The sequence below is a fragment of the Pseudoalteromonas sp. McH1-7 genome (assembly GCF_013366255.1).
Taxonomy (GTDB): domain Bacteria; phylum Pseudomonadota; class Gammaproteobacteria; order Enterobacterales; family Alteromonadaceae; genus Pseudoalteromonas; species Pseudoalteromonas peptidolytica.
The window spans coordinates 155,442-180,888 of sequence record NZ_JABWPQ010000003.1 but is presented as its reverse complement, the minus strand read 5'-3'; the positions used below and the strand labels follow the sequence as shown (position 1 = coordinate 180,888).

19 protein-coding genes are annotated in these 25,447 nt (G+C 42.6%); 10 read left to right on the top strand and 9 right to left on the bottom strand.

The features are described 5' to 3' along the window. Nucleotides 1–35 precede the first annotated feature (35 nt). Entirely contained in the window at nt 36–413 is a 378-nt protein-coding gene (locus tag HUZ36_RS03330; RefSeq protein ID WP_128732384.1) for a DUF3192 domain-containing protein, read from the bottom strand. Between the two features lie 188 nt (nt 414–601). Continuing rightward, nucleotides 602–1,549 (bottom strand): D-2-hydroxyacid dehydrogenase, encoded by a 948-nt coding sequence (locus HUZ36_RS03325; protein WP_125251638.1) that lies wholly within the window; start codon nt 1,547–1,549, stop codon nt 602–604. A 91-nt stretch (nt 1,550–1,640) separates the two neighbouring features. Between HUZ36_RS03325 and zntR the strand changes: the two genes are divergently transcribed. The 3 genes from zntR (at nt 1,641) to HUZ36_RS03310 (ending at nt 4,562) form a co-directional block, all read left to right on the top strand. Next, a complete protein-coding gene (gene zntR / locus HUZ36_RS03320) occupies nt 1,641–2,048 on the top strand; it encodes a Zn(2+)-responsive transcriptional regulator (protein WP_147390675.1) in 408 nt (135 codons plus the stop codon). Further along, nucleotides 2,041–3,297, top strand: coding sequence for an SO_0444 family Cu/Zn efflux transporter (locus HUZ36_RS03315; protein ID WP_176031985.1), 1,257 nt, complete (start codon nt 2,041–2,043; stop codon nt 3,295–3,297). Before zntR ends, HUZ36_RS03315 begins: the two co-directional genes overlap by 8 nt. Before the next feature lie 170 nt (nt 3,298–3,467). Continuing rightward, complete coding sequence (locus HUZ36_RS03310; RefSeq protein WP_125251641.1) at nt 3,468–4,562, top strand: lysophospholipid acyltransferase family protein; 1,095 nt, start codon at nt 3,468–3,470, stop codon at nt 4,560–4,562. A gap of 153 nt (nt 4,563–4,715) precedes the next feature. Here HUZ36_RS03310 and HUZ36_RS03305 read toward each other — a convergent pair whose 3' ends face one another. Beyond that, the gene (locus tag HUZ36_RS03305; protein WP_176031984.1) at nt 4,716–5,261 is read right to left on the bottom strand and encodes a GNAT family N-acetyltransferase; all 546 of its coding nucleotides are present in this window, start codon (nt 5,259–5,261) and stop codon (nt 4,716–4,718) included. A 130-nt stretch (nt 5,262–5,391) separates the two neighbouring features. Here HUZ36_RS03305 and HUZ36_RS03300 point away from each other — a divergent pair, with 130 nt between their 5' ends. From HUZ36_RS03300 to HUZ36_RS03275, 6 genes are all read left to right on the top strand, one after another. Beyond that, complete coding sequence (locus HUZ36_RS03300; RefSeq protein ID WP_125251643.1) at nt 5,392–6,057, top strand: tRNA-uridine aminocarboxypropyltransferase; 666 nt, start codon at nt 5,392–5,394, stop codon at nt 6,055–6,057. A 1,305-nt stretch (nt 6,058–7,362) separates the two neighbouring features. Continuing rightward, nucleotides 7,363–8,367, top strand: coding sequence for a Fe(3+) ABC transporter substrate-binding protein (locus tag HUZ36_RS03295; protein WP_125251644.1), 1,005 nt, complete (start codon nt 7,363–7,365; stop codon nt 8,365–8,367). Next, nucleotides 8,367–9,998, top strand: coding sequence for an ABC transporter permease (locus HUZ36_RS03290; protein WP_176031983.1), 1,632 nt, complete (start codon nt 8,367–8,369; stop codon nt 9,996–9,998). Before HUZ36_RS03295 ends, HUZ36_RS03290 begins: the two co-directional genes overlap by 1 nt. Beyond that, on the top strand, nt 9,998–11,029 hold the full coding sequence (locus HUZ36_RS03285; RefSeq protein WP_147391307.1) for an ABC transporter ATP-binding protein: 1,032 nt from the start codon (nt 9,998–10,000) through the stop codon (nt 11,027–11,029). Before HUZ36_RS03290 ends, HUZ36_RS03285 begins: the two co-directional genes overlap by 1 nt. 29 nt (nt 11,030–11,058) lie before the next feature. Then, nucleotides 11,059–11,973, top strand: a complete 915-nt coding sequence (locus tag HUZ36_RS03280) for a Dyp-type peroxidase (protein ID WP_176031982.1) — start codon at nt 11,059–11,061, stop codon at nt 11,971–11,973. A 256-nt stretch (nt 11,974–12,229) separates the two neighbouring features. Next, on the top strand, nt 12,230–12,631 hold the full coding sequence (locus HUZ36_RS03275) for a hypothetical protein (protein WP_176031981.1): 402 nt from the start codon (nt 12,230–12,232) through the stop codon (nt 12,629–12,631). Between the two features lie 256 nt (nt 12,632–12,887). Here HUZ36_RS03275 and HUZ36_RS03270 read toward each other — a convergent pair whose 3' ends face one another. The 4 genes from HUZ36_RS03270 to argR form a co-directional block, all read right to left on the bottom strand. Further along, complete coding sequence (locus tag HUZ36_RS03270) at nt 12,888–18,383, bottom strand: DNA repair ATPase (protein ID WP_176031980.1); 5,496 nt, start codon at nt 18,381–18,383, stop codon at nt 12,888–12,890. Nucleotides 18,384–18,448: 65 nt separating this feature from the next. Further along, entirely contained in the window at nt 18,449–20,539 is a 2,091-nt protein-coding gene (locus HUZ36_RS03265) for an SPFH domain-containing protein (RefSeq protein ID WP_128729743.1), read from the bottom strand. 262 nt (nt 20,540–20,801) lie between these two features. Continuing rightward, entirely contained in the window at nt 20,802–21,413 is a 612-nt protein-coding gene (locus HUZ36_RS03260) for an OB-fold-containig protein (RefSeq protein WP_176031979.1), read from the bottom strand. A gap of 345 nt (nt 21,414–21,758) precedes the next feature. Beyond that, complete coding sequence (gene argR, locus HUZ36_RS03255) at nt 21,759–22,226, bottom strand: transcriptional regulator ArgR (RefSeq protein WP_125250967.1); 468 nt, start codon at nt 22,224–22,226, stop codon at nt 21,759–21,761. Nucleotides 22,227–22,467: 241 nt separating this feature from the next. Between argR and mdh the strand changes: the two genes are divergently transcribed. Beyond that, nucleotides 22,468–23,400, top strand: a complete 933-nt coding sequence (gene mdh / locus HUZ36_RS03250) for a malate dehydrogenase (RefSeq protein WP_125250966.1) — start codon at nt 22,468–22,470, stop codon at nt 23,398–23,400. Nucleotides 23,401–23,480: 80 nt separating this feature from the next. Here mdh and serA read toward each other — a convergent pair whose 3' ends face one another. Both serA and rpiA read right to left on the bottom strand, forming a co-directional pair. Beyond that, nucleotides 23,481–24,710 carry a phosphoglycerate dehydrogenase gene (serA, locus tag HUZ36_RS03245; RefSeq protein WP_125250965.1) on the bottom strand — a complete coding sequence of 410 codons (1,230 nt, stop codon included), beginning with the start codon at nt 24,708–24,710 and terminating at the stop codon, nt 23,481–23,483. Nucleotides 24,711–24,721: 11 nt separating this feature from the next. Continuing rightward, nucleotides 24,722–25,375 carry a ribose-5-phosphate isomerase RpiA gene (rpiA, locus tag HUZ36_RS03240; protein WP_125250964.1) on the bottom strand — a complete coding sequence of 218 codons (654 nt, stop codon included), beginning with the start codon at nt 25,373–25,375 and terminating at the stop codon, nt 24,722–24,724. Nucleotides 25,376–25,447: the final 72 nt, after the last annotated feature.

Below are 25,447 nucleotides of genomic sequence, written 5' to 3'. Positions count from 1 at the left end.
TGTCTTAATTACACCATCCTTGGTGTGTATACACGTTACAGAATTTGTTTAAGTGCGCTATCACCAAAGCCGATAAGCTGATTATTTTTGAATACTAGCGCAGTACATTCATCTTTGGTTATTTTTCCATCTGAATGCTTGCTGTTTGTAGCGTAGTAAAGCACTTGATAATTATCACCATCTTTTGCCACGAGTTCACTGAAGTCAGGAGTAGACAGCGCTTCTTTTACCGTTGCGTAATCGGTGCCCATTTTAAAATCCGCTATCTTTTCACGGTTTTCACGCTGCTTTTGTTCCCAATTCGAATTGTATTTAGATGCCCAGCCGTGCTCAACTTCACCATCCGATACTGCAACAATACAACCTGATAACAGAGTCGAGCTTAGTGCTGCTACTAACATTAATTTTTTCATTATTCTTTCCTTTTTGCTCTTTATTGCTGTTTTTTATTGTAAACAGCTTTTCACTTTTTTGTACCTTATCAATGCAAACTTTTTGCCAACTTGTAATGTTTAATAATATCAATAACTTGCTTTTTTATGTCCAACCTGGGGGTTACATTTTTACCAAAATTTAGTGATATTCATCATTGTTCAAGTAACTAGACCACTCTATTTCTGTCTGTGCCGGAGGCGAATGCGTTAATATTGAGTGCGATCTCATTTACCAAGCGTGCAATAGCCTCTTTACTTGCCCATGCAATATGAGGGGTGAGTAGCAAATTATCGCCTTGATAGTTCACTAATGGATTATCTGTGCGAGCAGGTTCATGTGTTAACACGTCCACCGCAGCTCCTGCAATTTGATTATTATTAAGTGCATTAACAAGAGCTTGCTCGTTTACTATCCCACCTCTTGCTGTATTTATTATAAAAGCATGACCTTGAAGTGCTGCAAACTCAGCGTCATCAATCAAGTTTTCAGTTTCTGCTGTCAGGGGGCAATGGATAGACACAATATCAGCAATACGTAGTGCCTCAGTAAAAGCCATTCGGCCATTTCTAACTTGAGTGGCGCCTTTACGCTCAGCAATGATCACCTTTGCACCAAATGCTTTGGCAACATTTGCAACCGCTTCACCCAAAGCGCCATGCCCTATAATGACAAAATGCTTTCCTGCGATTTCGCTAATGTCGTAATCTAAACGGCAAAACATAGGGCTTTGCTGCCAGCGTCCAGCTTGGCAATCTTGTTGGTAACGATGAATATTTGTCATCAAATTACCTAACATAGTAAAAGTATGCTGAACAACAGAGGGGGTTGAGTAACCAGCTACATTTGCCACCGCAACATGATGTGCCTTAGCTGCTTCTAACTCGATATTATTAACCCCGGTGGCTGCGACACAAATCAGCTTTAATTTAGGTAAAGACGCAATGAGCTTCGCATCAAGTTTGACTTTATTGGTAATTATGACTTCTGCGTTTTCACATCGAGACAAGATGTCTTCGTAGGCGGTCATATCATAAGATGTGAGTGTGCCTAATTTAGCAATAGGTGTAAGGTCGGTATTGGCAAGAGTTTTAGCGTCTAAAACCACTATTTGCATTATTTTTATCCTTTACTTGACTTTGGAGTTAACTCTAAGGTTTATACTTATCATATCGGCTAGGATAATCTTCGGGACTGAGGAGTGTAAAGTGATAAAGATTGGTGAGCTGGCAAATCGGCTTAATGTATCGACGGACACGTTAAGATATTACGAAGCAAATGATCTGCTTCACCCTTGCGCAAGGAGTGAAGGAGGGTATCGCTTGTTTGATGAGCAAAGTGAAAAACAGATGCGTTTTATTCTTCGTGCTAAAAAAGTGGGATTTAGCCTCAAAGAAGTGCAAGATCTGTTAAAAATTAAATTTGAAAAGCATCAGCACAGCTGTGAAGAAGTAAAAACGCTGACGCTCACTAAGCGTGATTTAGTCAGAGCGCGCATAGCAGAGTTACAAAAGTTTGAACAATCCTTGTCAACACTGGCAAAGCAATGCTGTGGTGGTGAGGAAGCAGCAGTGAGCTGCTCAATTTTAACCGCCTTGGAGGCTATCGATGAATGAACTGATATTGAATTTTTGGCAGCTATTTTTAGTATCAGCGCCATGGTTGTTACTAGGTTTAGTGTTGGCGGGCTTACTCAACGTTTTTATTCCAAAAGACTTACTGCAAAAGCACTTAGGTCAGGAAGGATTTTGGACGACAATTAAAGCTGCCTTAATTGGTGCGCCAATGCCATTATGCTCTTGCGGTGTTATACCCGCAGCGGTTGGGCTTAGAAGAGCTGGAGGGTCGAAAAGTGCGACGACAGCTTTTTTAGTTTCAACGCCCGAAACCGGCGTCGACTCAATCTCTGTTTCCTATGTGCTGCTTGGGCCTTTTATGGCGGTGATAAGACCTATTGCTGCGGTTGCTAGTGCGATTGCAGCGGGTTTATTGGTTGGAAAGGAAAAAGATGAAGATAAAAAATCAACGACGGAAAAAGTGTCAAACACGTCTCCTAAAACTAGCAGTTGTTGTAGCGCCTCAGCCCCATCGGAGCCAAAACCGCAGGTAACCAAGTCTTGTTGCGATACTAAGCCGGTAACCAGCCCAAGCTGCTGTACAACAACAGAGCCAAAGCTAGTAGCCGCTGGAAGTAGTAATAGTAGTTGCCAGAGTAAGGCTTCATCGGCGTCAAATTGTTGTGATCCCAGCCCTTCTGAAACCAATTGTTGTAGCTCACAGCCAACAGAAGCGCAGTCAGCGATTACGGCAAAAATAATTGAAGCAATAAAGTTTAGCTGTAATAAGTTATTATCTGATACCGCGGTGTGGTTATTGATAGGCTTATTTTTTGCCGCGTTAGTGCAAACATTTGTACCTGAGTCATTTTTATCTCAATGGGGCGATGGTATTTTAGCGATGCTGGTGGTTATTTTGATCAGTATTCCAATGTATATTTGTGCTACCGCTTCAACGCCAATTGCAGCAGGTTTATTAATGGCTGGAGTGTCTCCGGGGGCGGTATTGGTATTCATGTTGGCAGGCCCTGCCACCAATATTGCTACTATAGGTGTTGTAGGTAAAGAGCTTGGGCGTAGAGCCGTATTTGCTTATTTGGTCGGTGTGATTGGGGTTGCGCTTATCTTTGGCTTCCTGACCGATCACCTCGTTGCTACCTATGGCTTTGTGGTCACTCCGATGATTGGTGAAGAGCATGAAATTCTGCCTCACTGGCTTAGCGTATCCATGGGAATATTACTTGCCGCATTACTACTGAGACTGGCGATACTTAAGCTGAGTGAAGTATTTAGAGCAGAGAGTGTGTAGTGCTGACTTTAAAGTAATCGTTATCCAGCACTGCTAAATTACGCTTAGGCATTTTATGTTCCAGCAAGATGTATTACTCTGGTGGTCAGACATGAAATGCTTAGCGTCTGTTTATCTGACACGATAGAATGCGCCAAAGTATGCTTTAATCCGAGAGTTTGAGAAGTAGAGTGGATAAATACGCTGACATAAGACCGTATAATGATGATGAAGTTGTACCTGCCTTGGCACGTTTATTGGGAGATGACCAGTTTATCGATGTTATCGCTAAATATAACTTGCCGGCATGGCTAAGTGCCTGGCCGGTAGTTGCCCGACCCCTAGTAAGAATGAAGCTTAAAAATAAGTGGGGAAACTTTTGCAGTATCGAGCAGGTACAAAATGAAGTTGCGTACTATTTACAGATTTTAATCAACAAAACGACGTCTAAAGTCACATATTCAGGTCTTGAGTCGCTTGACTCGCATACCTCTTATTTATTTATTTCAAATCACCGTGATATTGTGCTGGATCCAGCTTTGGTAAACTGGGGATTGCATCAACAGCATATGCGTACTGTTCGAATCGCGATTGGGGATAACCTGTTGCAAGTACCTTACATCACGGAGCTGATGCGTCTTAACAAAAGCTTTATCGTGAAACGTTCTGCAAAAGCGCCCAAAGAAATGCTAAAGGCGTTAACCCAGCTCTCTGCCTATATTTTTGACTCGCTTAGCGAAGGAAACTCTATTTGGATTGCCCAAAAAGAAGGACGAGCTAAAGATGGCATCGATCAAACGGATCCTGCTTTACTAAAGATGTTGCAGTTGAACGGCAGAAAGCTAAAAGTAGACTTTTCTGAGTATATTAAGCAGCTAAAAATTGTACCGGTTGCGATTTCATATCAATATGAACCATGTGCAGTAGCCAAAGCAAAAGAGTTGTATCATAAGCAGCAGTTTGGCCAGTATGTTAAGGCGCAAGGGGAAGATATCGCCAGTATTGTTGACGGCTTTAGCTCAGACAAAGGCCATGTGCATGTTGCCTTTGGTGCGCCAATTACTTGCGATGTGGAGAATCCCGACGAACTAGCCCAAGTTATTGATAAACAAATCTTAGAGCTTTATCACTTACATTCAACTAATCACTTGGCAGCAGGGGATGACACGAAAGTAAGCGCTGAGGATAGAGCTGATTTTATGTCAAAGCTTGAAACTGTTCCTGATGAACTGAAACAGTTTGTGGTGAGCATGTATGCTGAACCGCTACGCCGAAAAGGGATTTAATCCCTTTCTCGCGATTTATTTTGTCTGCTATTCACTCGTGGTTAAACCATACCACTTGATCCAGTCTTTCTTCAGTAAGATAAAGGCTTGTGCGCAGATACAGTTAACTGTGTCGCGCACCGAACAGTGAATGAGGATCACTCTCAAAGCGCATTATTTCGATACTGGCTTTTCGTAATATACGACTTCCATATCGCCTAAAATGTCATTGTGTAGCCCTTTTTTGACAAAGCTCATCCCGAGCTTTTTCATTATATTGATAGAGCCTGTGTTGCCTTCATCAGCAATCGCACTAAAGTGCGTAAGATCAGGGTTTGCACTGACTAATTCAGACATGACTTGTTGCGCCGCTTCGGTTGCAAGTCCTTTTCCCCATGATATCTGTTTAAATCGCCAGCCAAGTTCTAAATCTCGATCATTTCTTTGTTCGCTAAAAAAATGAGCAGGGCGGACTAGAATCCAGCCGAGAAAGTGTTTATCTGGCAACTCAAAACAGCCCCAAAGTCCCCATCCTTTAGACTCTTCGGTGAATGTACTTAAGCGTGGAATATAGACCGTTTTCACCTCTTCCAGTGAATTTGTTTTGCCACCTGTAATAAACTTCATCACCTCAGGGTCGCTATCAAGGTCGGCGAGCAGTTGGGCGTCTGCTGCGGTGAGCAAACGGTAATGTAGCCTTTTTGAATCCTTTACTTGCATCTATTTATACTCTCAATAAAACTTTAGCGTACAAGAGCTTACATCCTGAGTAAAGGTAGTGATTAAGTTTGCGTAGACGCAGGCGTAACGCTTGACTAAAATACGCCGGCATTTTTTGATGGGGAACAGAGTGAACAATTCAGTATTAGCACTTAGACAGCAACAAATTGCTGCTGCACGACGAGAGTATAAAGCCAGAGGCTCCAAATTAGCGCGTTGTGAATGTTGCTTATTAGCGTCCACTTTGTGTATTTGCAATAAAGTACAAGTTGCTGAAGCAAACTGTGCAGTATGCTTGTTAATGTATCACAACGAAAGCTTTAAACCGTCCAATACCGGGCGTCTCATTGCTGATGTTATTCCTGATAATTATGCGTTTCGTTGGGACAGAACAGAACCTGATGAAGGTTTATTGGCGCTACTTGCAGATCCACAATATGCGCCGATAGTCGTTTTTCCTGAACAAGGGGTAGAGCCTGAGCGGGTGATCACGCAAATACATCGTACAGCCGATAAAAAACCATTGTTTATCTTTTTGGACGGAACATGGCGAGAAGCGAAAAAAATGTTTCGAAAAAGCCCTTACTTGGATAACCTGCCTGTGCTGTCAATCGCACCGGATAAGCTTTCAGATTATAAGCTTCGGGTGGCACCACATGAGCACCAGCTTGGAACGGCAGAAGTGGCTTGTGTATTGTTTGCTGAGTGTGGTGAGCAAGATGCCGCTGATAAATTAACTGCCCACTTTGTCGACTTTAGAGATGCTTACCTAAAAGGAAAGCGCAGCAAAATGTAGCCTAGGTATATTGTGAGCAATCACTAATACCAATTTGACTTAATACTTGTTCAATCTGACGGAGTAAATCTGACGCTAACCGCGTTAAAAATTTCTTATTTAGAACAACTAAATAGCAAAATTTTTGCCTTGCCTACACGGATGTAGGTACCTCGGCGATAGCAGGACGCGGAAGCGGTGTTATCGACAAGATTTTCTTGCCTCAAAATAGACCACTTAATTAAGAAAATAGGTATTATTGCTAACTATTGATGTTATTTCGAATGATAGGCTGTAAATGGATACTTCATTTTGTGCAAATAATGCAATTGGTATAACGACGCTTTTGATTTACATAGCCTCAATAGCGGGTGAGTTTAGAGAGGGAGCAAAATAAGAAGAGCGCGACCCATTGCTGAGCCGCGCTTACGGAATCTTCTAACTGCATCCTGCAAAGTTGAGTAGTTCAACGTCCTGAATCTTTCCTCTTCCATGGTATCGCTTAGTGTTCTCATTTTGCGAATAAAGGCATCTAGCCCTGTGTCCTTGTTCCTTTTAAACGTCCGCTGTTTTATCCTTCGCCGTCCAATTGCTAAGAACATCCATTTGTTCTCATTGTCCCTTGTTGCTACTTTCCAAAGCAGCAGTGCCAATAATCGCTTTATCTACTTAGGCACTTAGTAGCTTGAAGCTGGTATATCAAGCTAAGTGTTGCGCTTATAACTGCAACGATTGGTATCTCCTAAACCACTAGTTACGGGTACATCCTTTGTACCTTCCTTTTTCATCCTTAACCAACTGCGTATCCAACACAGTAACGTTAACCTTTAACGTCTAGCTTCTCCCCTGAAGCGCTCCTCAGGTTCATCATGAACCTTATATTCCATTCCCATCTCTGTGCTTACTCCCTGTAAACACTATCCTCGCTCTACTTACCCTCTCATCCTTTAAGTGGGTGCGCTTCCTTTTGCATTTCCTACCCTGAGCGTATCCTGATGTCCCTTTATTTCTCTTCCTGAGATGTTGTTAATTATAAGCAAGCCAAAAAAAATCGCTGTAGTTAAAAGTAGACCTTTTACAAGAGGGATAAATATAAAAATCTATAACTTTATAAATTTCAACGGGTTAGTTTTGTTTTGGGTGTTATTTCAGCGTCTATTTACTCAATTTCTGGTAGTTAAGTAAGAAATATCTCACAGTTGATTTTCCGCTTTTCTACAATGGATCACCAAGCCCTGATACAAGATTAAATATTCAGGGTGTAAAACGATATAATTACAGGTAGAATTATTTGATAATAATTATTGTTTACTAAATGGAGTCTTTATGAAAAAAGCACTGGTTACTTTACTGGCTGCGCTCACTTGCTTACCAGCAGTGGCGACAGAAGAGGTTAATATTTATTCGTTTAGACAACCTTTTCTAATCCAACCAATTTTGGATGATTTTACAAAGCAAACTGGTATTAAAACTAATGTGGTTTTTGCAAAAAAAGGCTTGATAGAGCGAGTTAAGCGTGAAGGTAGACACAGTCGTGCTGACCTTGTACTTACATCAAACTTCAGCGCGCTAATCCAGTTAGAGGATGAGAACCTGACGCAAACAATTAGTAGCGACACGGTTGCAAAAAATATTCCGGCAAACTTTAGAGACCCTGAAGGGCAGTGGGTAGCATTAACTAAACGGGTACGTAATGTTTATTCATCTAAAGCTCGCACTGGCAAGTTAGATGCACTTACTTATGAGGCATTAGCAGACGAGCAGTATCGCGGCAAAATTTGTACACGCTCAGGTAAGCACCCTTATAACCTTGGTTTAGTTGCCTCTATGATTGCACATCACGGTGAAGCAAAAACTAAAGCATGGCTAGAAGGGGTTAAGGAAAATTTAGCGCGCAAGCCTCAAGGTAACGATCGTGCGCAAGTGAAAGCGGTAAAAGAAGGGCTATGTGATTTAGCCATCGGAAACAGCTACTACTTCGGTAAAATGATGGAAGACGAAAAGCAAAAAGCGTGGGCTGATGCCGTTTATATCAACTTCCCAAATCAGAAAGATCGTGGTTCGCATATTAATGTTTCTGGTGTTGTCTTAACCAAGCACGCTAAAAATACTGAAAATGCCTTGAAACTCATTGAGTTTATGACCGACAATAAGGCGCAGAATATGTATGCGTCGATGAATATGGAATATCCAGTGAAACCTGGCGTCGAGTTATCTAAACTAGTGGCATCATGGGGCGAATTTAAGGAAGATAGCCTACCATTGTCAGAGATCAGTAAATACCGTCCATTAGCGCTTAAGTTAATTGATGAGGTAAAATTTGACCTTTAATGCAGTTATCATTGTCACTGTCTAAATGGCAGACGTTTGCGTGGCTGATAGGGCTTAGCTTATCAGTCCCGCTTTTATTTTTGATCGTTGAGTCGTTTCAACCAAACTCTGAAGTATTTGCTCACCTTTGGGATACTGTCCTATGGGATTACGTCAGCAATACCATTTGGCTTATTGTTGGTGTTTGTCTTGTCTGCGCGTTAATAGCTTTACCTCTAGGTTGGTTAACCGCGTATTGTGAATTTCCTGGGCGGCGTTTTTTTGAGTGGTCGTTGATGTTACCGCTGGCGATGCCAACTTACCTTATTGCATACGTCTATACGGATCTGCTTGATTACGCAGGGCCTGTACAAATTGCGCTAAGAAGATGGTTTGGGTGGCAATCACCTGATGACTATTGGTTTTTCGATATTCGCACTTTGCCCGGTGCCATCGTGATGATAGCTTTGGTACTATATCCATATTTGTTTTTGATCTTCAGGACCGCACTGAGAGAGCAATCTTTCAAGCTTGTGCAAGCTAGTCAGCTTATGGGTAAATCACCTTCTCAAAGCTTTTTTAAGGTAAGTTTACCCTTATCTCGTGGTGCCATTGTTGCTGGTTTAGCGTTGATCTCAATGGAAAGTATGGCAGACTTCGCTACCGTTCACTATTTTGCTGTAAGCACGCTAACTACCGCGGTATACGATACTTGGCTTGGGTATTATTCTCTTACTGCTGCCGCAAAAATATCTGGCATTATGCTATTGTTTTTATTTCTGGCGTTAACATTAGAGCGGTTGAGCCGGCCAACACAAGTAGTACATGAGCGCCAATCAAGTGTAAACAGCACCACGCTATATCACCTCAAAGGCACGCAGGCATGGTTGGCCAGCGGGTTTTGTTGGCTGATTCTTGCCATAGCATTCATTGTACCAACATGGGTACTGGTCGATTATGCTATTAATTACTTTGAGCAAGCATGGAACGACAGTTTTTTCTTGTACGCGTGGCAAAGTCTAAAAATTGCATTTTGGGTGAGTGTAGTCTTGATTATCATGAGTATGTTGGTGGTATTTAACCAGCGTGTCAGTCATGGTAAACGTGTTGCTGTGCCGGGTAAATTAGCGAGTACTGGCTACGCACTTCCAGGAACTGTGTTGGCAATCGCAGTGTTGATCCCGCTAACCTTACTAGATGATAAGCTAAACACATGGTTTGAAGGCTCTCAATTTGAGCCTGGGTTATTGTTTAGTGGAACTATCTTTGCCTTAGTTTTTGCATATGTAGTGAGGTTTTATGCGATAGCTCAAGGAGCGGTAGAGTCAAGTTATCAACGGATCAGCCCAAGTCTAGATATGGCAAGCTTTTCTTTAGGACGCAATCGACTCAGCACGATGTTATCGATTCATTTGCCTTTATTACGTCGTGGTATTTTAACCGCTGCACTGCTGGTGTTTATTGAATGTATGAAAGAGCTACCCGCAGCGTTGTTATTGCGACCCTTTAATTATGAGACATTAGCCACTCATGTTTTTCAATATGTCAGTGATGAGCAGCTAGAATTAGCCTCAGTGTCGGCGTTATTTATTGTTTTAGTTGGTTTAATTCCGCTTTATGTCGTAAACCGTTCAATGGAGCAGCGAAGTTAATGCATAGCTTAGTGCTAGAAAATCTTTCTTATCGCTATGACGGCGAAGCCGTAGTGAATAACTTAACTCTAAATGTAGAGCAAAATGAGATCGTATGTTTGCTCGGTGCTAGCGGTTGCGGAAAAACCACGACACTTAAAGTGATTGCTGGCTTGATAGAGCCATTTCAGGGTAGCGTCAGTATTTTGGGTAAAGCCATGAATGGTGCTAGCGGATTTATCCCACCACAAAAGCGTAATATTGGGATGATGTTTCAAGATTACGCGCTATTTCCGCACTTGACTGTGGCACAAAATGTGGCGTTTGGTTTAACTATCAAAGACAAATCGGCGCGTGAAAGCAGAGTCGCTGAAATGCTCAACTTGGTGCAGCTTCAAGGCTATGCAGCACGCTTCCCTCATGAGCTTTCTGGTGGTCAGCAGCAACGAGTTGCGATTGCTCGTGCATTGGCTTACAAGCCTAATTTGCTATTACTTGATGAGCCATTTTCAAATATTGATGCGCAGGTACGTTTTCAATTAATTAATGATATTCGTCGTATCATTAAAGATCAGCAGGTTTCTGCTATTTTTGTGAGCCACTCAAAGGAAGAGGCGTTTGCTTTTGCCGATCGCCTTGCCATTATGGACAAAGGAAAGATTGCCCAAGTTGGTGATCCAAAAACACTATTTCAACGTCCCAAAAGTAAAATGGTTGCTGAATTTTTAGGCCAAGGGATCTACATTCCTGCACAAAGGGTCAATGGTGCTTCCGTCGAAACGAAATTTGGTGCTGTACACTCTTTGGTTGAACTTGGGAATATGGATGCAAAAGGTGAAGTGTATCTACGACCGCAGCATATTACTCTAGAAAATTGCGCCCAAGGCAGTGTTAAGATCCTTAATCAACGTTTTATGGGAACAGAGTATATTTATCGCGTGACCGTAGAGGGTCAAGAGCTTGAGGTATCTCACCCTGCACATGAGCCTCTTGACTTAACTAAACCAATCTCTTTAAAAATTAAGGCACATGCTGTAAATTTCTTTTCTTAATAGTAGATGAATAAAGCAGGGAGTAGAGCATGGCGCTTGCCCAATCTGGTGTGTGTGCTGAAGCTAATTTGCACGGCTTACATTTGTTCTTCAATGTGCTTGAAGGGCAAGATGAAGCGTTACGAGCGGCGCTTGGTAATTGCGGGCGTCTACAAGAAGAATTAGAAGACCGCTTTTCTGAGTCCATGTTGTCGAGTTTTGTGGCTATTGGTGCACAGTATTGGCCGCATATCTATCCCGAATTTATTCCTAAAGAGCTAAAAAGCTTTCCGCACATTATTGATGCGGAGCATACCGTACATACTCAACCTTTCGACTTACTCTATGTGATCCGCTCTGATCGCGAAGATGTTAATCATATCTTTGCCCAAAGTGTATTGCATATGCTCAATGGTTTAGTCGAGATGGTGGCACACGTCCGTGCTTTTCGTTTTCTGGATGGGCGTGATTTTAACGGTTTTATTTACGGTGCCAATAATCCCAGAGGGCGTAACAAGCGTGAAGTGGCTTTGGTGCATAACCCAAATGCAGCTGATCACCTAGGAAGTTATATTCATGTACAGCGGGTGAAGTTTGACCTAATGCGTTGGCAGAGTTTATCACTTAGTGAACAAGAGCATTTAATGGGTCGCACACGGTTAGACAATGACTTGATAGTCGATTGTGAGCTCCCGAACCACGCAACTTTAACCGAATTAAAAGATGAAAATGGTCATGCGCTAATACTGGAGCAAAGTATGCCATTTGGCGATGTATTTGAACAAGGAAGCTTGTATTTAAGTTGTAGCGCCAAAGGTGATGCGTTTGAGCAGGTGTTAAAAAGTAGGCTGGGAGTAGCAGAGAATTATGATCCGATATTAGATTATTCCAGTGCAGATATGGGGTCTGCTTTTTTTGCACCATCCTTAGAGTTTTTGTCAGTGATGGCAAAAATGCCGGAGTGAGTCGCGAGTTGATCTGAATACTATTTTGACCGAGCGGTCTTCTTATTTTGGAATTAGACAGAAAGTAATATAGAGTAAGCATTGAGGCGATGGCCTGGTCTTTCCTTTATCCAACCCAAATAGTTGTAAACTTACTTGTTACAAATTAACCAATATGGTAATTTTATGTAATAAATAATTCCTGTATTTATTTTTTTTTGGAATTGTAATTTCTTGGTAAAAGCAAGTTGGTATCACTTTAATAATGGATAAAATAATGAGAATAAAAACCTTCTGCCTGACTACACTGTGTCTTTTTTCATTGTCGGTTAGTGCTGCAAATGACGTATATGGGACTGTTGATCAACTGATCACAAGGTCGGGTGCTAATGGCGACCACGCAGTTTACTTTAGAATTGAAGTAATGAAAGAGCACTCTAATTTTGAAACTTGTATTGCCAATGGTGATGAGCTTACATGGCAATTAGACCTTTCTTCACCTGTCGCGCAATATCAATTTGATATTCTGAAAAAATCATATTCGGAGCGTTTGCCTGTTAGGATCATCGGACATGAGGATGTTTGCGCTAATGGTGAAGCTCAATCCGATAAAATATTTGAGCTCAGTCCTTGGTCATGGAGTGAATACTCAATGAAAAAAGTCGCAGCGCCTAAATAATTTGAACCTTGAATAATTAATGCCTTCCTAGCAGCCAGTTTTAGCGCGAATTGCGCCGAGCTGATACCAATTTTCTTAATTAAGTGGTCTATTTTGAGGCGAGAAAATCTTGTCGATAACCCCGCTACCGCGTCCTCTACCTCCGTATAGGCAAGGCAAAAATTTTGCTATTTAGTTGTTCTAAATAAGAAATTTTTAACGCGGTTAGCGTCAGGTTTACGCCTTCAAATTGAGCAAGTATTAAGTCAAATTGGTATCATAGCATGTATGGATTTTTCGCACCTGAGTCATTACTGACGACGGGTCTTGATTTAATTTCCTCAAGCTTATGTAAAATGTCTTTGAGCTGTTGCTGAACTGGCTCTGTATTTGAGTTTGTTAGGGTATTTGCTAATAATGTCGTGACGGCCTCAAGCGCTTTTGCATTACTGTCATCAAGGTGATTATCGACTTGGATCTGCGGTTGTGCCACCGCCTCTAAGCGATCTGACAAGTGTGAAAATAACGTATTTTGCTGCTGACTCTGTTGACCCAATGCGTGTTGTATTTGTGCTTGAGTGTTAAGCAAGTCATTGAGTTTATCCAGATTAGCGAGTAGCTGCTGGCCATTCGCGGTTTGTTGGATAGTATTTTGTAACCCCGCCATTTCCTGAACAACTTGTTGCTGTGAAGCTATCAATTGTGTTAGCGGGGCGGCATAAGGCTGCTGTGATAAGGTCTCTCGTAGCTCAGTTAACTGGGTGGAGAACTCTTGTTCGTCAAGCACTTGAGCCAATTGCTGCAGCAGCGCACTGTAATCAAAGCTAAGCTGTTCTTTATCGAGTTTAGCGGCAATTTGGGCAAGGGATTTATTAACAAAGCTTAGTTGTTCAACGGCCAATTGTGCAGGGCTTCCTTCATCACTACTACGGTTTAGGCGCGCGTACTCTGCTTTAATTTCATACCAGCGAGCTGCTGCTTCATCCGTTAATCTGCCGCGCAATTGGGCCAGTTTTAGTAGATTTTCTTCACTGCCTTTGCTCAGTGTTTGTGCCTCACCGCGGTAGTGATCTTGAATTAGGTTTTCAAGCTCACTGTCATTCATGGCAGCAACCACCTTTTCAGCCATTTTATTCATATTACGGTAGCTGCCTTGTAACTTAAATGGCGGCTCTGTGCGGTAGTTATCATCTTGCGCAGCAGAGGCAATATACTGTGCATTTACTTTTAAAATAGTGTCGCGAATGGTGAGTAGCTTTTTCAGTACGCTGACAATTTCATTTACTTGTGCTTGAGAGTAATTAAACTCCAATTCATTAATAGAAAGATCTTCACCTTGAGCAATGCGAACCAGTTTATATAAGTCTTCCATGCCACGATTAGCAAGAGGTGCGAGCACGGCGTTGGAAGTGAGCGTATTTTCAATAAAGCTCATCGCAAATTCTTGTTCACAGCCACTTAGGGTATCACCAAGATTATAAATATCGGCACGGTTGGCTAGCATATCAGGGATTTTAAATGACTCACCAGATTCGGTATAAGGGTTTCCAGCCATTACCACGGCAAACTTCTTGCCTCTGAGATCATAGGTTTTACTGCGACCGTTCCACACACCGTCTATGCGTCTTGAGCCGTCACATAAAGAAATGAACTTTTGTAAAAACTCTGGGTTGGTATGCTGAATATCGTCAAGGTATAGCATCACGTTATTGCCCATCTCAAAGCTTTGATTGATCTTTTCAATTTCTTTTGCAGCTGTGGCGTTGATGGCTTGCGCGGGATCTAAGGATACTTGGTCATGACCAATTGATGGACAGTTTACCTTAACGAAAGTGAGTCCTAGGCGATTCGCTACATATTCTATTAGTGTGGTTTTACCATAGCCCGGTGGTGAAATAAGGAGTAGCATGCCCATTAAATCGGTGCGTTTATTATTACCTGCCGCTCCGATTTGTTTTGCTAAGTTATCGCCAATAATAGGGAAGTAGACTTTGTCAATCAGCTGGTTACGTACAAATGAGCTTAGTGGTCTGGGTTTAAACTCATCCAGCTGCAAGCGCTGCTTTTGTGCCTCAAGCACTTGTGCTTTTAGTTGTTGGTACTGTTTGTAAGCGGGAACATGAATACTAAGATACTCATTGCTTCGGGCAAAAAAGTCGGCGTAATCTAGGTGCAATACTTGATTGGCAATACGAGGGTGCTGACCCATCAAGTCTGAAATTTCAGTGTTTATTTCTGCTTCTTTGACTTGGTAGGTGAGGCTAAAATGCTTAGAGAGCAAAATGCTGTTTGCCGCTTCGAGTAATATCTCTGTGCTTGCATTTTGCTTATTGCCATAGGCGCGCAGCCAGCTGCTTAGTAGGCGACATTTGTCTGCAAGTTTAGTTAAATGCGCCAATGAGTCTTCAAGTTGTTGCCACACCCCTTTGGCTTTTGCCATTGAGATAAACTGCTCGCTTATCTGTTTAGCCGACGCTGCCAGATCAAATTGTCTCGGTTTGTGTTGCCTAGCAAGGGCTTTAATGAGGTAAGCTGCACTTAATTCGCCTGAAAAGCGGCTTAACTCTTCTACATAGCCCGATAAGTTCTGTTGGCAAAATATAGTGATACGTTTACTTAGTGTGTTGCTCAGCTGCTGGCTAAAACCATGATCATCTAACTTCGTTGCCATTAACTCAGCTTGTGTCGCTTGAAACGTCAATTCAGTGAGCTCAGTTTGGCTTAGTTGTGTATAAAATAACTGTGCTGCAACCCGACAACTGGCTGGATAGATGAGTAACCCCAGCTGTTGCTTTTGTTGTAGTAAGTTCTCTAAAATCAGACTGGCATCATGATCGTGAATGCCTTTTTCATAGCCTTCTTGGTATCTTGGCTCGGCAAACTTTTGTACGATGGCAAGCAAACTTCCATTATCAGCAGCAAGCTCAAGTGTAGCTTGAGTAAAATCATTCTCTTCTTGTTCAGCTGCAGCCAAAACTTGTGCTGCTAAGTACTCTCCACGATAGAAATGGCGATTCTCTGATATCAGATTTTGTTGCCAGTAGGCACTTGCATCATTAAGTAATTGGTTGCTTTTTGAATCTGGAATAACATCAAAATACTCAGTACCTGTGAGGTGTAACATGAGCTGTTCGTCACGTGGTAGCAAAGTCAAATCAAGCATTTGTTTGTTAACACTGAATGCGTGTTTTCCTACTTTTACTGTGTTGCCACCATCGGTATAGATATCTTGCTTGTCTCGCAAAGCTCGGATCGCTTGATCTTTACAGGCTTTGAGTTTGGCCTGAATATCATCTGCTTTCACTTCATCACTGAGATCTTTTAGCTCTTGGGTTAAATCGCGAAGCTTGCCAATCATAGGATCAGACGCAAAATAGCTATTAATGTCATCTAAAGTTTTAAAGCTTTGTGTGCGCCTTGTTACCCCTTGTAAAATACGTTCGGCAGCGTTTGCTAAGCTCAGTGCGCGGCGCTGTCTGTCGTCAATGAGCTGCTGTTTATGTGCCTCAAAGCTTTCATAAACGTCATCACGTTTAGCCAAAATCTCCGTTAAAAATTCATCATATTGACTAAACTGGGACTCTAATTCTTCTAGCTGAATAAGCAAGCGAGATAACTGTTCATCACACTGCTCTGGGGTTTTAGCTGCGCTAAGACCACTGGTAATACTTTGACTAAAGAGCTTAAAGCGAGCTGCAAATTCCGCTTTAGCCTCAACGCTGCCGACACTTTTTTTCTGAATTTCTAATGCTGCTTTGGTGCGATTTACTTGGCCATAAATAGTGCTGACATCTTCCAAAATTTTAGTGCGAACACGGCTATCTTCAATGTCGAGATCCAGCATGGTGTGGTTGAGCAAATCAAGCTCAGCGCTCAAAGTTTCTAAGTTCGATAGAAAGCCATTTAGTTCTGTGACACTTTCAGTGTGTGCTCTGGCTTCTTCTAAACCCTCAAGTTGGGCGTAGTAGGGCGCTAATGCACTGTCTTGTTGCAAAAACTCGGCAGTTTTGTGGCTTAGACTTAGGGTGTGTTCATCAATTTGCTGCTGCATTGCAAAGAGCGCTTCAAGGTTGATGTATTTCACCTCTTCAAGGCTAATTACTTTTCCCTTTAAATGCTTAAGTGACTCTAAACTTTGCACAAACTGTTCTGCTTTTTTAAAGCTGTCTGGGCGTACTTCCCGTAATACGTCTTGTAAGGACTGTTGTATTTCAGCTTCTGCGCGTTTGGCGTCAGCTCCAATTTGACTTACTTTTTCAAACTCATCAAGTACTTGTTCTGAAGTTTCAAAAATATCATGCAGCTTTGCCGTTACGTCTTTAAAATCGGGCTCTGCAAGCCAGTGGTAACGGTCTAAAATACTGCGGGTAAGGGCTATCAAATCTTCATAATGAAATACCGTTGGGCTTTGGTCGTTGATTGCTTTAAAAACGCTGTATAAATCGGAGATCGCCCTCACTAAATCAGGGTTCCCAATCCGGCCAAATAATCCAGTGGCTCGAGGCGCTTTGGCGGCAAACTCACTGCTATAAAAAGGGCTTTGCCAGATCTGAATAGGGTGAACGCGTTCAGGCTCAGGCTCCGCTTTAAAGGTCAGCGCCAAACCGTCGTCATAAATACCATAGCCATGACAATAAATAGGGTTTTGCAGATTTTTCTCAATAATATTATAAGAGAAGAGTGCATAGCGCCCATCGTTTGGTTCGTAAAAAATATAGAGTACGTCTTCACCATTGGGGGACTTGAGCTGACGATGAAAAATTAACTCATCTAGTTGGTCGTCAAAATAGCGAGTTTGCCCAGATTGTAGGTAATATCCCCCAGGAAAAATAATACCTTGATTCTCTGGTAGCTGCACACAGGCACCACCTAGTGCATCTTGGCGCAGTATCTGCTGGGTACGACAGTTATAAATAAAGTAACGCCACTGTTTTTCACGATAGGGGAGCAACTTGAGCAGTACCATTTCGCCAACTTCGGCAAAGCGTAAATCGCAATCTGTAAGCGATTGGCTGGCGTCATCTACATCTTCTTGGTAAATACCTTCACCACTTTGGGTGTTATTTTCAATTTTAACGGTGAGTTTGCCGCGAGAAACTTCTATAAAGACTTTATCGTTTACATTAATATGTGGATGGCGGCCTTCGACATGGTCGGAGCGGTCGGTTTTTTGCCACTCAAAGTCAAAGTTTTCTACCTCGCCTAAGTCACGCTCTCCGCGGTTATCAATGTAATCTAAGGTCTCGTCTTTGGCGATCTGCCAGCGAAAGACACGGACATCAGAGAGTTTTTCACCAATCTGAAATAGCGCAAAGAGCTTGTTTGATTTGACAAAGAGGTGTTGTAGTCGAGTGTCTTTGTAATAGGTGTATAGTTCATCAAAGTCACGTAAAAAACGCGGATCGGTAAGAAACTTAGTTTCTTGGGGGTAAGGCTCTATCTCGTAATGGTCATCTTGCAGGTGTAGTTTTTGTACTGTGAATACGTCACTCACTTGGGTGTTTTGTTTGAGCCCCATAAACACATTGTAGGCGAAGATAAGTTTATCGCCTATGAGCACGATGTCTCGTGGCACGCAGTTATGCTCAGTACGAACTCTTGCTCGACCTTGTACTTTAAGTTCTGTACTGCCAAAGGTATCAACACGTTGTTGGTTAATTTGGTCTATTTGGCTTTTTAGATCGTTACCAAAGTTGCCAAGTCGGCGCTTTATGAGTTGATAAGAATCTTGCTCGAGCGTTCGCTCTGGCGCTTGTTGCGTTGCTTCCGTCATTCTTTGCTTTCCTATGTGCACTGCGCAAATGGGGAAGGAGCCAAGGTTTTGGCCCCTTTGCTTGATTACTCTACAGGTTCGTTTTGTTTACTGGCATTTAATGAACCACCAAGTAACTTGAGTAACTGCTGTTTATCCGCATCTGAGCTGCTGCTCAGTTGTTGGAAAAACTTACTCATGTTGATGTTCTTTAGTGTTTCAGAAGACGCATTGGCACCTGCTAGCACCCCTTTTAGGTCATCCATTAGATTGCGCTCACCATTTAAGTGATCTTTGAATACAGTTTGCACAGTCTTGCTTTCCCCAACTAAGCCATCGATAGACTTACCTACGGTAATCGCATTCATGAACTGGTTAAAGAACTGACCGTCGCCACCCATAAAGTTAATATCAGCACCGCTTAGTGCTTTGCCTAACACATCTGCTTGGCTTGCTGAAACTTGTTTATTTGCCTCGATATTCGCCAGTGTCAGTTCTTTTTGCTGATTTAGTTGCAGTGTGAAGGCTTCGTATTCACGAGCATCGTTATCCATCTTGTTAAGCGCTTCAAGCTTTTCTGTGAGACCCTTTGCCTCAGCTGACATTCTGCGTTCAAGATTGATGGCTTCCGCCTCACCTTGTTTTTCAATGGCGTCAGCCATGGCTGTCTGCACTTCGGCTTCTGCCATACCAATGTCACGCTTGCCTTGTGCTTCAGCTTCAAGTCTTTGTCTTAGTACTTGTGCTTCTGTTTCACCTTGCAGTGCATTAGCGGTTGCTTTCGCTTTGATAATATCGGCTTCAGCAAGCCCAGATGCTGCTGCTTCAACTTGCGAAGCTTCTGCCAATATCTTCTTCGACTCAGCTGTCTGATTTGCAATACGTAGCTCTGCTGAAGCCATTTTTTCCATTTCACGGGCTTTAAACTCAGCTGCTTGCTCTTTGGCCTTTGCCGCTTCAATATCTTTCACTAGAGCTTCTTCGGCCTCTGCTTGCGCAAGAATAATTTTGGCTTGTTTTTGACGCTCAGCATCAGCAATACACTGTACATCTTTGATACGCTCTTGCTCTTCTGCGACGGTCTTCTCGACAGCAACGCGTTCACGCTGAACGTCAGCAATTTCTTTTTGCTCAACCTCAAGAGCTTTAGCTTTTTGAATACGTAAAATTTCGGTTTCGCGCTCGCGTTCGATGATTTCAATTTCTCGTGAGCGTGCCACTTTCTCTTCTTCAATGGCAAGCAAGCGAAGGCGGTTTTGCTCCGCTACGTCGATTTCACGTTGTTTGTTATGCTCAGCAATCGCGATTGCTTCATCGGCTTTTAAACGAGCCTCTTCGGCTTTTAAGCGTTCTTCATGTTTCACGCGCTCCGCTTCAGCAGCTTCTCTTGCACGCACCGATTCAATTTCACGACGTTGTTTTGCGCTTGCATCTTCTCTTTGACGCTCAACTTCTGCGGCTTTTTCGAATGCAGCTTGGTTTTGATTGTCGATCTGCGCTTTCTCATCACATTTAAGCTGATTGGTTTCAACGTTTTGCCTAGAGGTTTTTTCGGTAATACGACGAATACCTTCAGCGTCGAGGATGTTATTTGGATCTAGTTTATCAATAGAAGTTTGCTCAAGGTAATCAATCGCGACATCTTCTAATGTATAGCCCGATAAATCCTGGCCAATCACCTCTTTAATTGCATCACGGAATTCATTACGGTGAGTAAACAACTCCTCAAAGTTCATACGTTTACCTACTGTTTTCAAGGCTTCTGAGAATTTGGCCTCAAACAGTGCCTGCAAGGTTTCTGGTGCTGATGCGCGAGCGCAACCAACTTGCTTTGCAACACGTAGAATGTCTTCTTTATTTTCGTTGACGCGGATATAAAAGGTAATGGCAATATCGGCACGGATATTGTCTTTACAGATGAGGCCGCTGTTATCACGGCGCTCTAATACCATGCGATTAGTTGAAATATCCATCACTTCCATTTTGTGGATCACGGGTAATACAACACCGCCTGTGGTAGTAACATCAGGCTCATTTTTCATTTTGTTGATGATTAATGCCTGACCCTGCTCAACCTTACGGTAGAATTTACCTATTAAAAGTAAAATGGCGAATATGATTACAATGGCTATTCCCGCGATTGCGAGTACCGGTCCGAGGTTATTTAGAAATTCCATGCTTGTTCCTGCTTTGCGCTATATAGTTTGAACCAGAAGTAGTGGCTCGTGTTTTAATTCCGTTGTTTTGTATGTTTCACCCATTGCATTGATAGTTATGTTCCTGCTGCAAATAGATAGGTGACTAAGTACGCTCTGTGTAAAGCTGTTGGCTAGATAAAAAGGCTGTTGAGTCCGATTTAACAAGCACTTTATTTTTACTTCAGATACGAGTTAATTGTGTGTTCTACTCTGTCACTAATTGAGCAGAGTAAGGGTGCAATTACCAAGGTTTAGCTACAACCGTGTAGCTATGGGTCGTGATGTCATGGTCAATAAGTAACGCACTGTCTCCTATGGTGAAGGTATTGTCTTCGTCTGAACGGATCTCAATCAGTTGTTCAGTACCCTGAATATATACTCTGGCTTGACCAAAGGTGCTACTTACGCGTGACGTGGCGATGGTACACTCAAGTCCAACCAGCGCATGTTTTGAAGTGGTTTCTTGGCTTTCAAAAAAGCGTCGTAAAGGCCTTACCAACAGCGCGGTAAGTGGTAAAGCTACGATAAGGCTGGCGAGCATGAATACTGTACCTATAAAATAATAGGAAATACCATTACCGAGCAAATAAGCAAAAAGCTGCTGAGTATATAAACTGATAATCCAGCCAAGCGATATAATAATGCTCAGTGAGATACTCAGTGGCACTCCACCAAATGCGAGTTGCCAATACGAGCTACTTGAAGCAGTGTTCGCTTCAATATCAACATCACTCTCTAAAATATCGAGATCTACCAAGCCCAGCAGAGCTATTATCCAAAATAAGATGACGATCAATAGTAAGGTTGAAAAAATGATCGTAGGAAAAGTAAATGCTGTATTTAAAAATTCCATTTGCGCTCCTTAACTCCTCGTATTTACTTTGTGCTCAGCAAATAATTAGAAAAGGCTGCGTGTTCATGGGTTTTTGCTTTCACGACTTGACAGCGCATTGCATTATAGCTGAACGAGGGATAATCGATATGCTGTGTTGCTGATAATACTCAATAGATAATTGGTATAAAACAAGCTGTCCCTCTTGTAAGGTGAGAAATAGTCACCCTGTGTATCTAAAGTTGCCACAATGAGACATATTATGTCAACTAAATATTTGCTGTTGTTTTAACCCATTTGTTTAGCTGTGTGCAATAAGCTGAGGCGGGGAAATCGCGCCAGTTGTGATACCAGCGCGGCGGAGTATTATACGTTATCAAATAGTGTCTTTACTTTATCTAGGGTCACGTCTATTTCTGATATTTTAGCTGGTGCAATAAAAATAGTATCGTCACCGGCTATGGTACCTAGTACACCATCTGCTGTGCCAAGAGAGTCCAATAATCGCGCGATTAGCTGGGCAGCTCCTGGGCTGGTGCGAATAATGATCATCATTTCATTGTGCATAATGTCTACGACTAGTTGGCGTAGTGGGCTTTTTGCCGTGGGCACGCTCATCTCAGCAGGTAAACAATAAACCATTTCCTGCTTTGCATTACGGGTTCTTACAGCGCCAAACTTGCTAAGCATACGGGAGACTTTACTTTGACTAACATTGTCAAACCCTTGTTGTTTGAGCGCATCAACAATTTCACCTTGAGAGCCAAAGTTTTCTTCTTTTAGAATCGCTTTAAATGCTTTGATAAGTGCTTCTTGTTTTTCTTGCGGCTGCATAGTTTGTCTTCTTTTACGGCTAATTTTTAAATTCTACACAAAACCGTAAGGATCCCCAAATTTGCGCGACCAAAATCGCTGTCGTAAAGCATTGGCGCACAAAGTGTCGCGATCTTTACACTTTTACTTAAGACATTAGTCAAAAAATCTTGAAAATAGCCGTGATATATTTGTGTTTACCTGCGCTTTTCATTATCTTTACTGCACACTCAATTCCACCTTCAAATTATGGAGAATTCACATGAAAGTTGCTGTATTAGGTGCCGCTGGCGGTATCGGTCAAGCTCTATCTTTATTGCTTAAAAATGGTCTACCAGCTGGCTCTGAGTTAGCGCTTTATGACGTTGCACCTGTTGTACCTGGTGTTGCAGTTGACTTATCTCACATCCCAACTGCGGTAACTGTTGCAGGTTATGGTAAAGATGACCTAGACCCAGCACTAGCTGGTGCTGACGTAGTGCTTATCCCTGCTGGTATGCCGCGTAAGCCGGGTATGGACCGTGCTGATCTATTCAATGTAAATGCTGGTATCATCAAAACGCTTGCTGAAGGTATTGTTAAAAACTGCCCTAAAGCACTTGTCGGTATCATTACAAACCCAGTAAATGGCACGGTACCAATCGTTGCTGAAGTATTCAAAAAAGCAGGAACTTATGATCCAGCTCGTGTATTCGGTGTAACAACGCTTGACGTTATCCGCGCTGAAACTTTTATCGCAGAGCTAAAAGGTCTAGATGTTTCTGAAGTTAAGATCCCAGTAATTGGTGGTCACTCAGGTACTACAATTCTGCCTCTTCTTTCTCAAGTTGAAGGTGTTGAGTTTACTGACGAAGAAGTTGCTTCACTTACTACTCGCATTCAAAACGCAGGTACTGAAGTGGTTGAAGCAAAAGCTGGTGGCGGCTCAGCGACATTATCTATGGGGGCAGCAGCTGCACGTTTCTGTTTCTCGTTAGTGAAAGGCCTGCAAGGTGAAGAAGTGTTAGAATACGCCTATGTTGAAGGTAACACAGGCGATGCTACATTCTTTGCTCAGCCAGTTATCCTTGGCAAAAACGGTGTAGAGAAGTTACTTCCTTACGGTGAGCTAAGTGCGTTTGAGCAAAAAGCAAAAGACGACATGCTAGCGACACTTGAAAAAGACATCAAAGAAGGTGTTGATTTCATGGCTTAAGCCAGACTGATACAAAAAACCAGTCGCTTTTACAGTGACTGGTTTTTTTATGCCTGAGGTTTACCCTCACACTGTTGGGTTTAGTGAAGAATACGAGCTCTTAGTGTACCTTCTACTGCGCTCAGCTCTTTCAACGCAACTTCTGAATGGTCGCTATCGACATCTATGACAACATAACCGATCGACTCGTCTGTTTGCAGATACTGCGCGGCGATGTTGATACCATGCTGAGCAAATGCTTGGTTAATTTGAGTCAGCACACCAGGGCGGTTGACATGCACATGCAGTAAACGGCTTCTGTTCGATAGCTCAGGTAATGATACTTCAGGGAAGTTCACGGCGGTGACTGTTGAGCCATTATCAGAGTATTTTGTGAGCTTGCCAGCTACTTCTACACCGATATTTTCTTGTGCTTCTTGGGTTGAGCCACCAACATGTGGGGTCAGTAGTACATTGTCAAATTCACGCAGTGGTGAGACAAACTCTTCGTTGTTCGACTTAGGCTCTACTGGAAAGACATCTATTGCCGCGCCGGATAGCTTTTTACCCGCTAATGCCTCTGCTAAGGCGTCAATATCAACAACAGTACCACGAGAAGCGTTGATCAGAATTGCACCTTGTTTCATGACTTCGATTTCAGCCATACCGATGAGGTTTTTCGTTTGTGGCGTTTCTGGTACATGTAAACTAACCACATCAGCACGCTGTAATAATTGCGTCAGAGTTGGGAGCTGGGTTGCATTTCCTAGGGTAAGTTTATCCTCAATATCGTAGAACTCGACATTCATGCCGATATTTTCAGCCATAATGCCAAGCTGAGTACCGATATGGCCATAACCAATAATACCCAGTGTTTTTCCGCGAGCTTCGAAGGAGCCATCGGCCGACTTATCCCATTCACCACGGTGTGCTTTGGCATTGCGCTCAGGAATACGGCGAAGTAATAACAAGATTTCACCCAACACCAGCTCTGCAACCGAGCGAGTATTAGAAAATGGCGCATTGAATACAGCGATACCGCGCTGTTTTGCAGCATTCAAGTCAACTTGGTTGGTACCGATACAAAAGCACCCAATCGCGACTAGCTTTTCAGCTTGCGCTAACACGGTTTCTGTTAAGTGTGTACGAGAGCGGATCCCGACAAAGTGGGCGTCTTTGATCCGCTCGATAAGCTCAGGCTCCGGTAAGGATGTTTTGACATAGTCTATATTGCTGTAGCCGTTGCGCTTTAGTGTTTCTACCGCACTTTGGTGCACACCTTCTAACAACAAAATTCGAATTTTATCCTTTGATAACGAAACCTTGCTCATCTGTAATCTCACTAGTTGATTTTAGGCCCTTCTTCGGTGCCTGTTATAACAACGTCAGCGCCACGTGAGGCAAATAAGCCATTGGTGACAACGCCAACAATCTGGTTAATTTTTTCTTCAAGCGCTTTTGCTGCGCTAATTTCTAGGCCGTGTACATCTAAAATAACGTTGCCGTTATCTGTAGTGACACCTTGGCGGTACACAGGGTCGCCGCCAAGCTTAAGTAATTCTCTCGCTACATAACTGCGTGCCATCGGGATCACTTCAACTGGCAACGGAAAAGCGCCCAAAGTGTCGACATGTTTGGTGTTATCAACAATACAAACAAACTTTTTAGCGACGGCAGCGACAATTTTTTCACGTGTGAGTGCCGCACCACCGCCTTTTATCATCTCGTTTTGACTGTTAATCTCATCTGCGCCATCGACATATACTGCAAGTTCTGACACATCGTTTAGCTCAAAGACTTCAATGCCAAGTGCTTTTAGTTTTTCCGTTGATGCTTCAGAACTGGAAACCGCCCCCTTGATATTGTCTTTGATGCTTCCTAACGCATCAATAAAGTGGTTAACGGTGGAACCTGTTCCAACCCCAACAATCGTATTTTCTTCTACGTAGTTTAAGGCTGCCCACGCTGCGGCTTTTTTCATTTCATCTTGAGTCATAACGCTACACTTAATTGTTATTGAAGTTGCACAGAGTATAACTCAATCAAAGTGGTAGCGTCATGGTCAAAA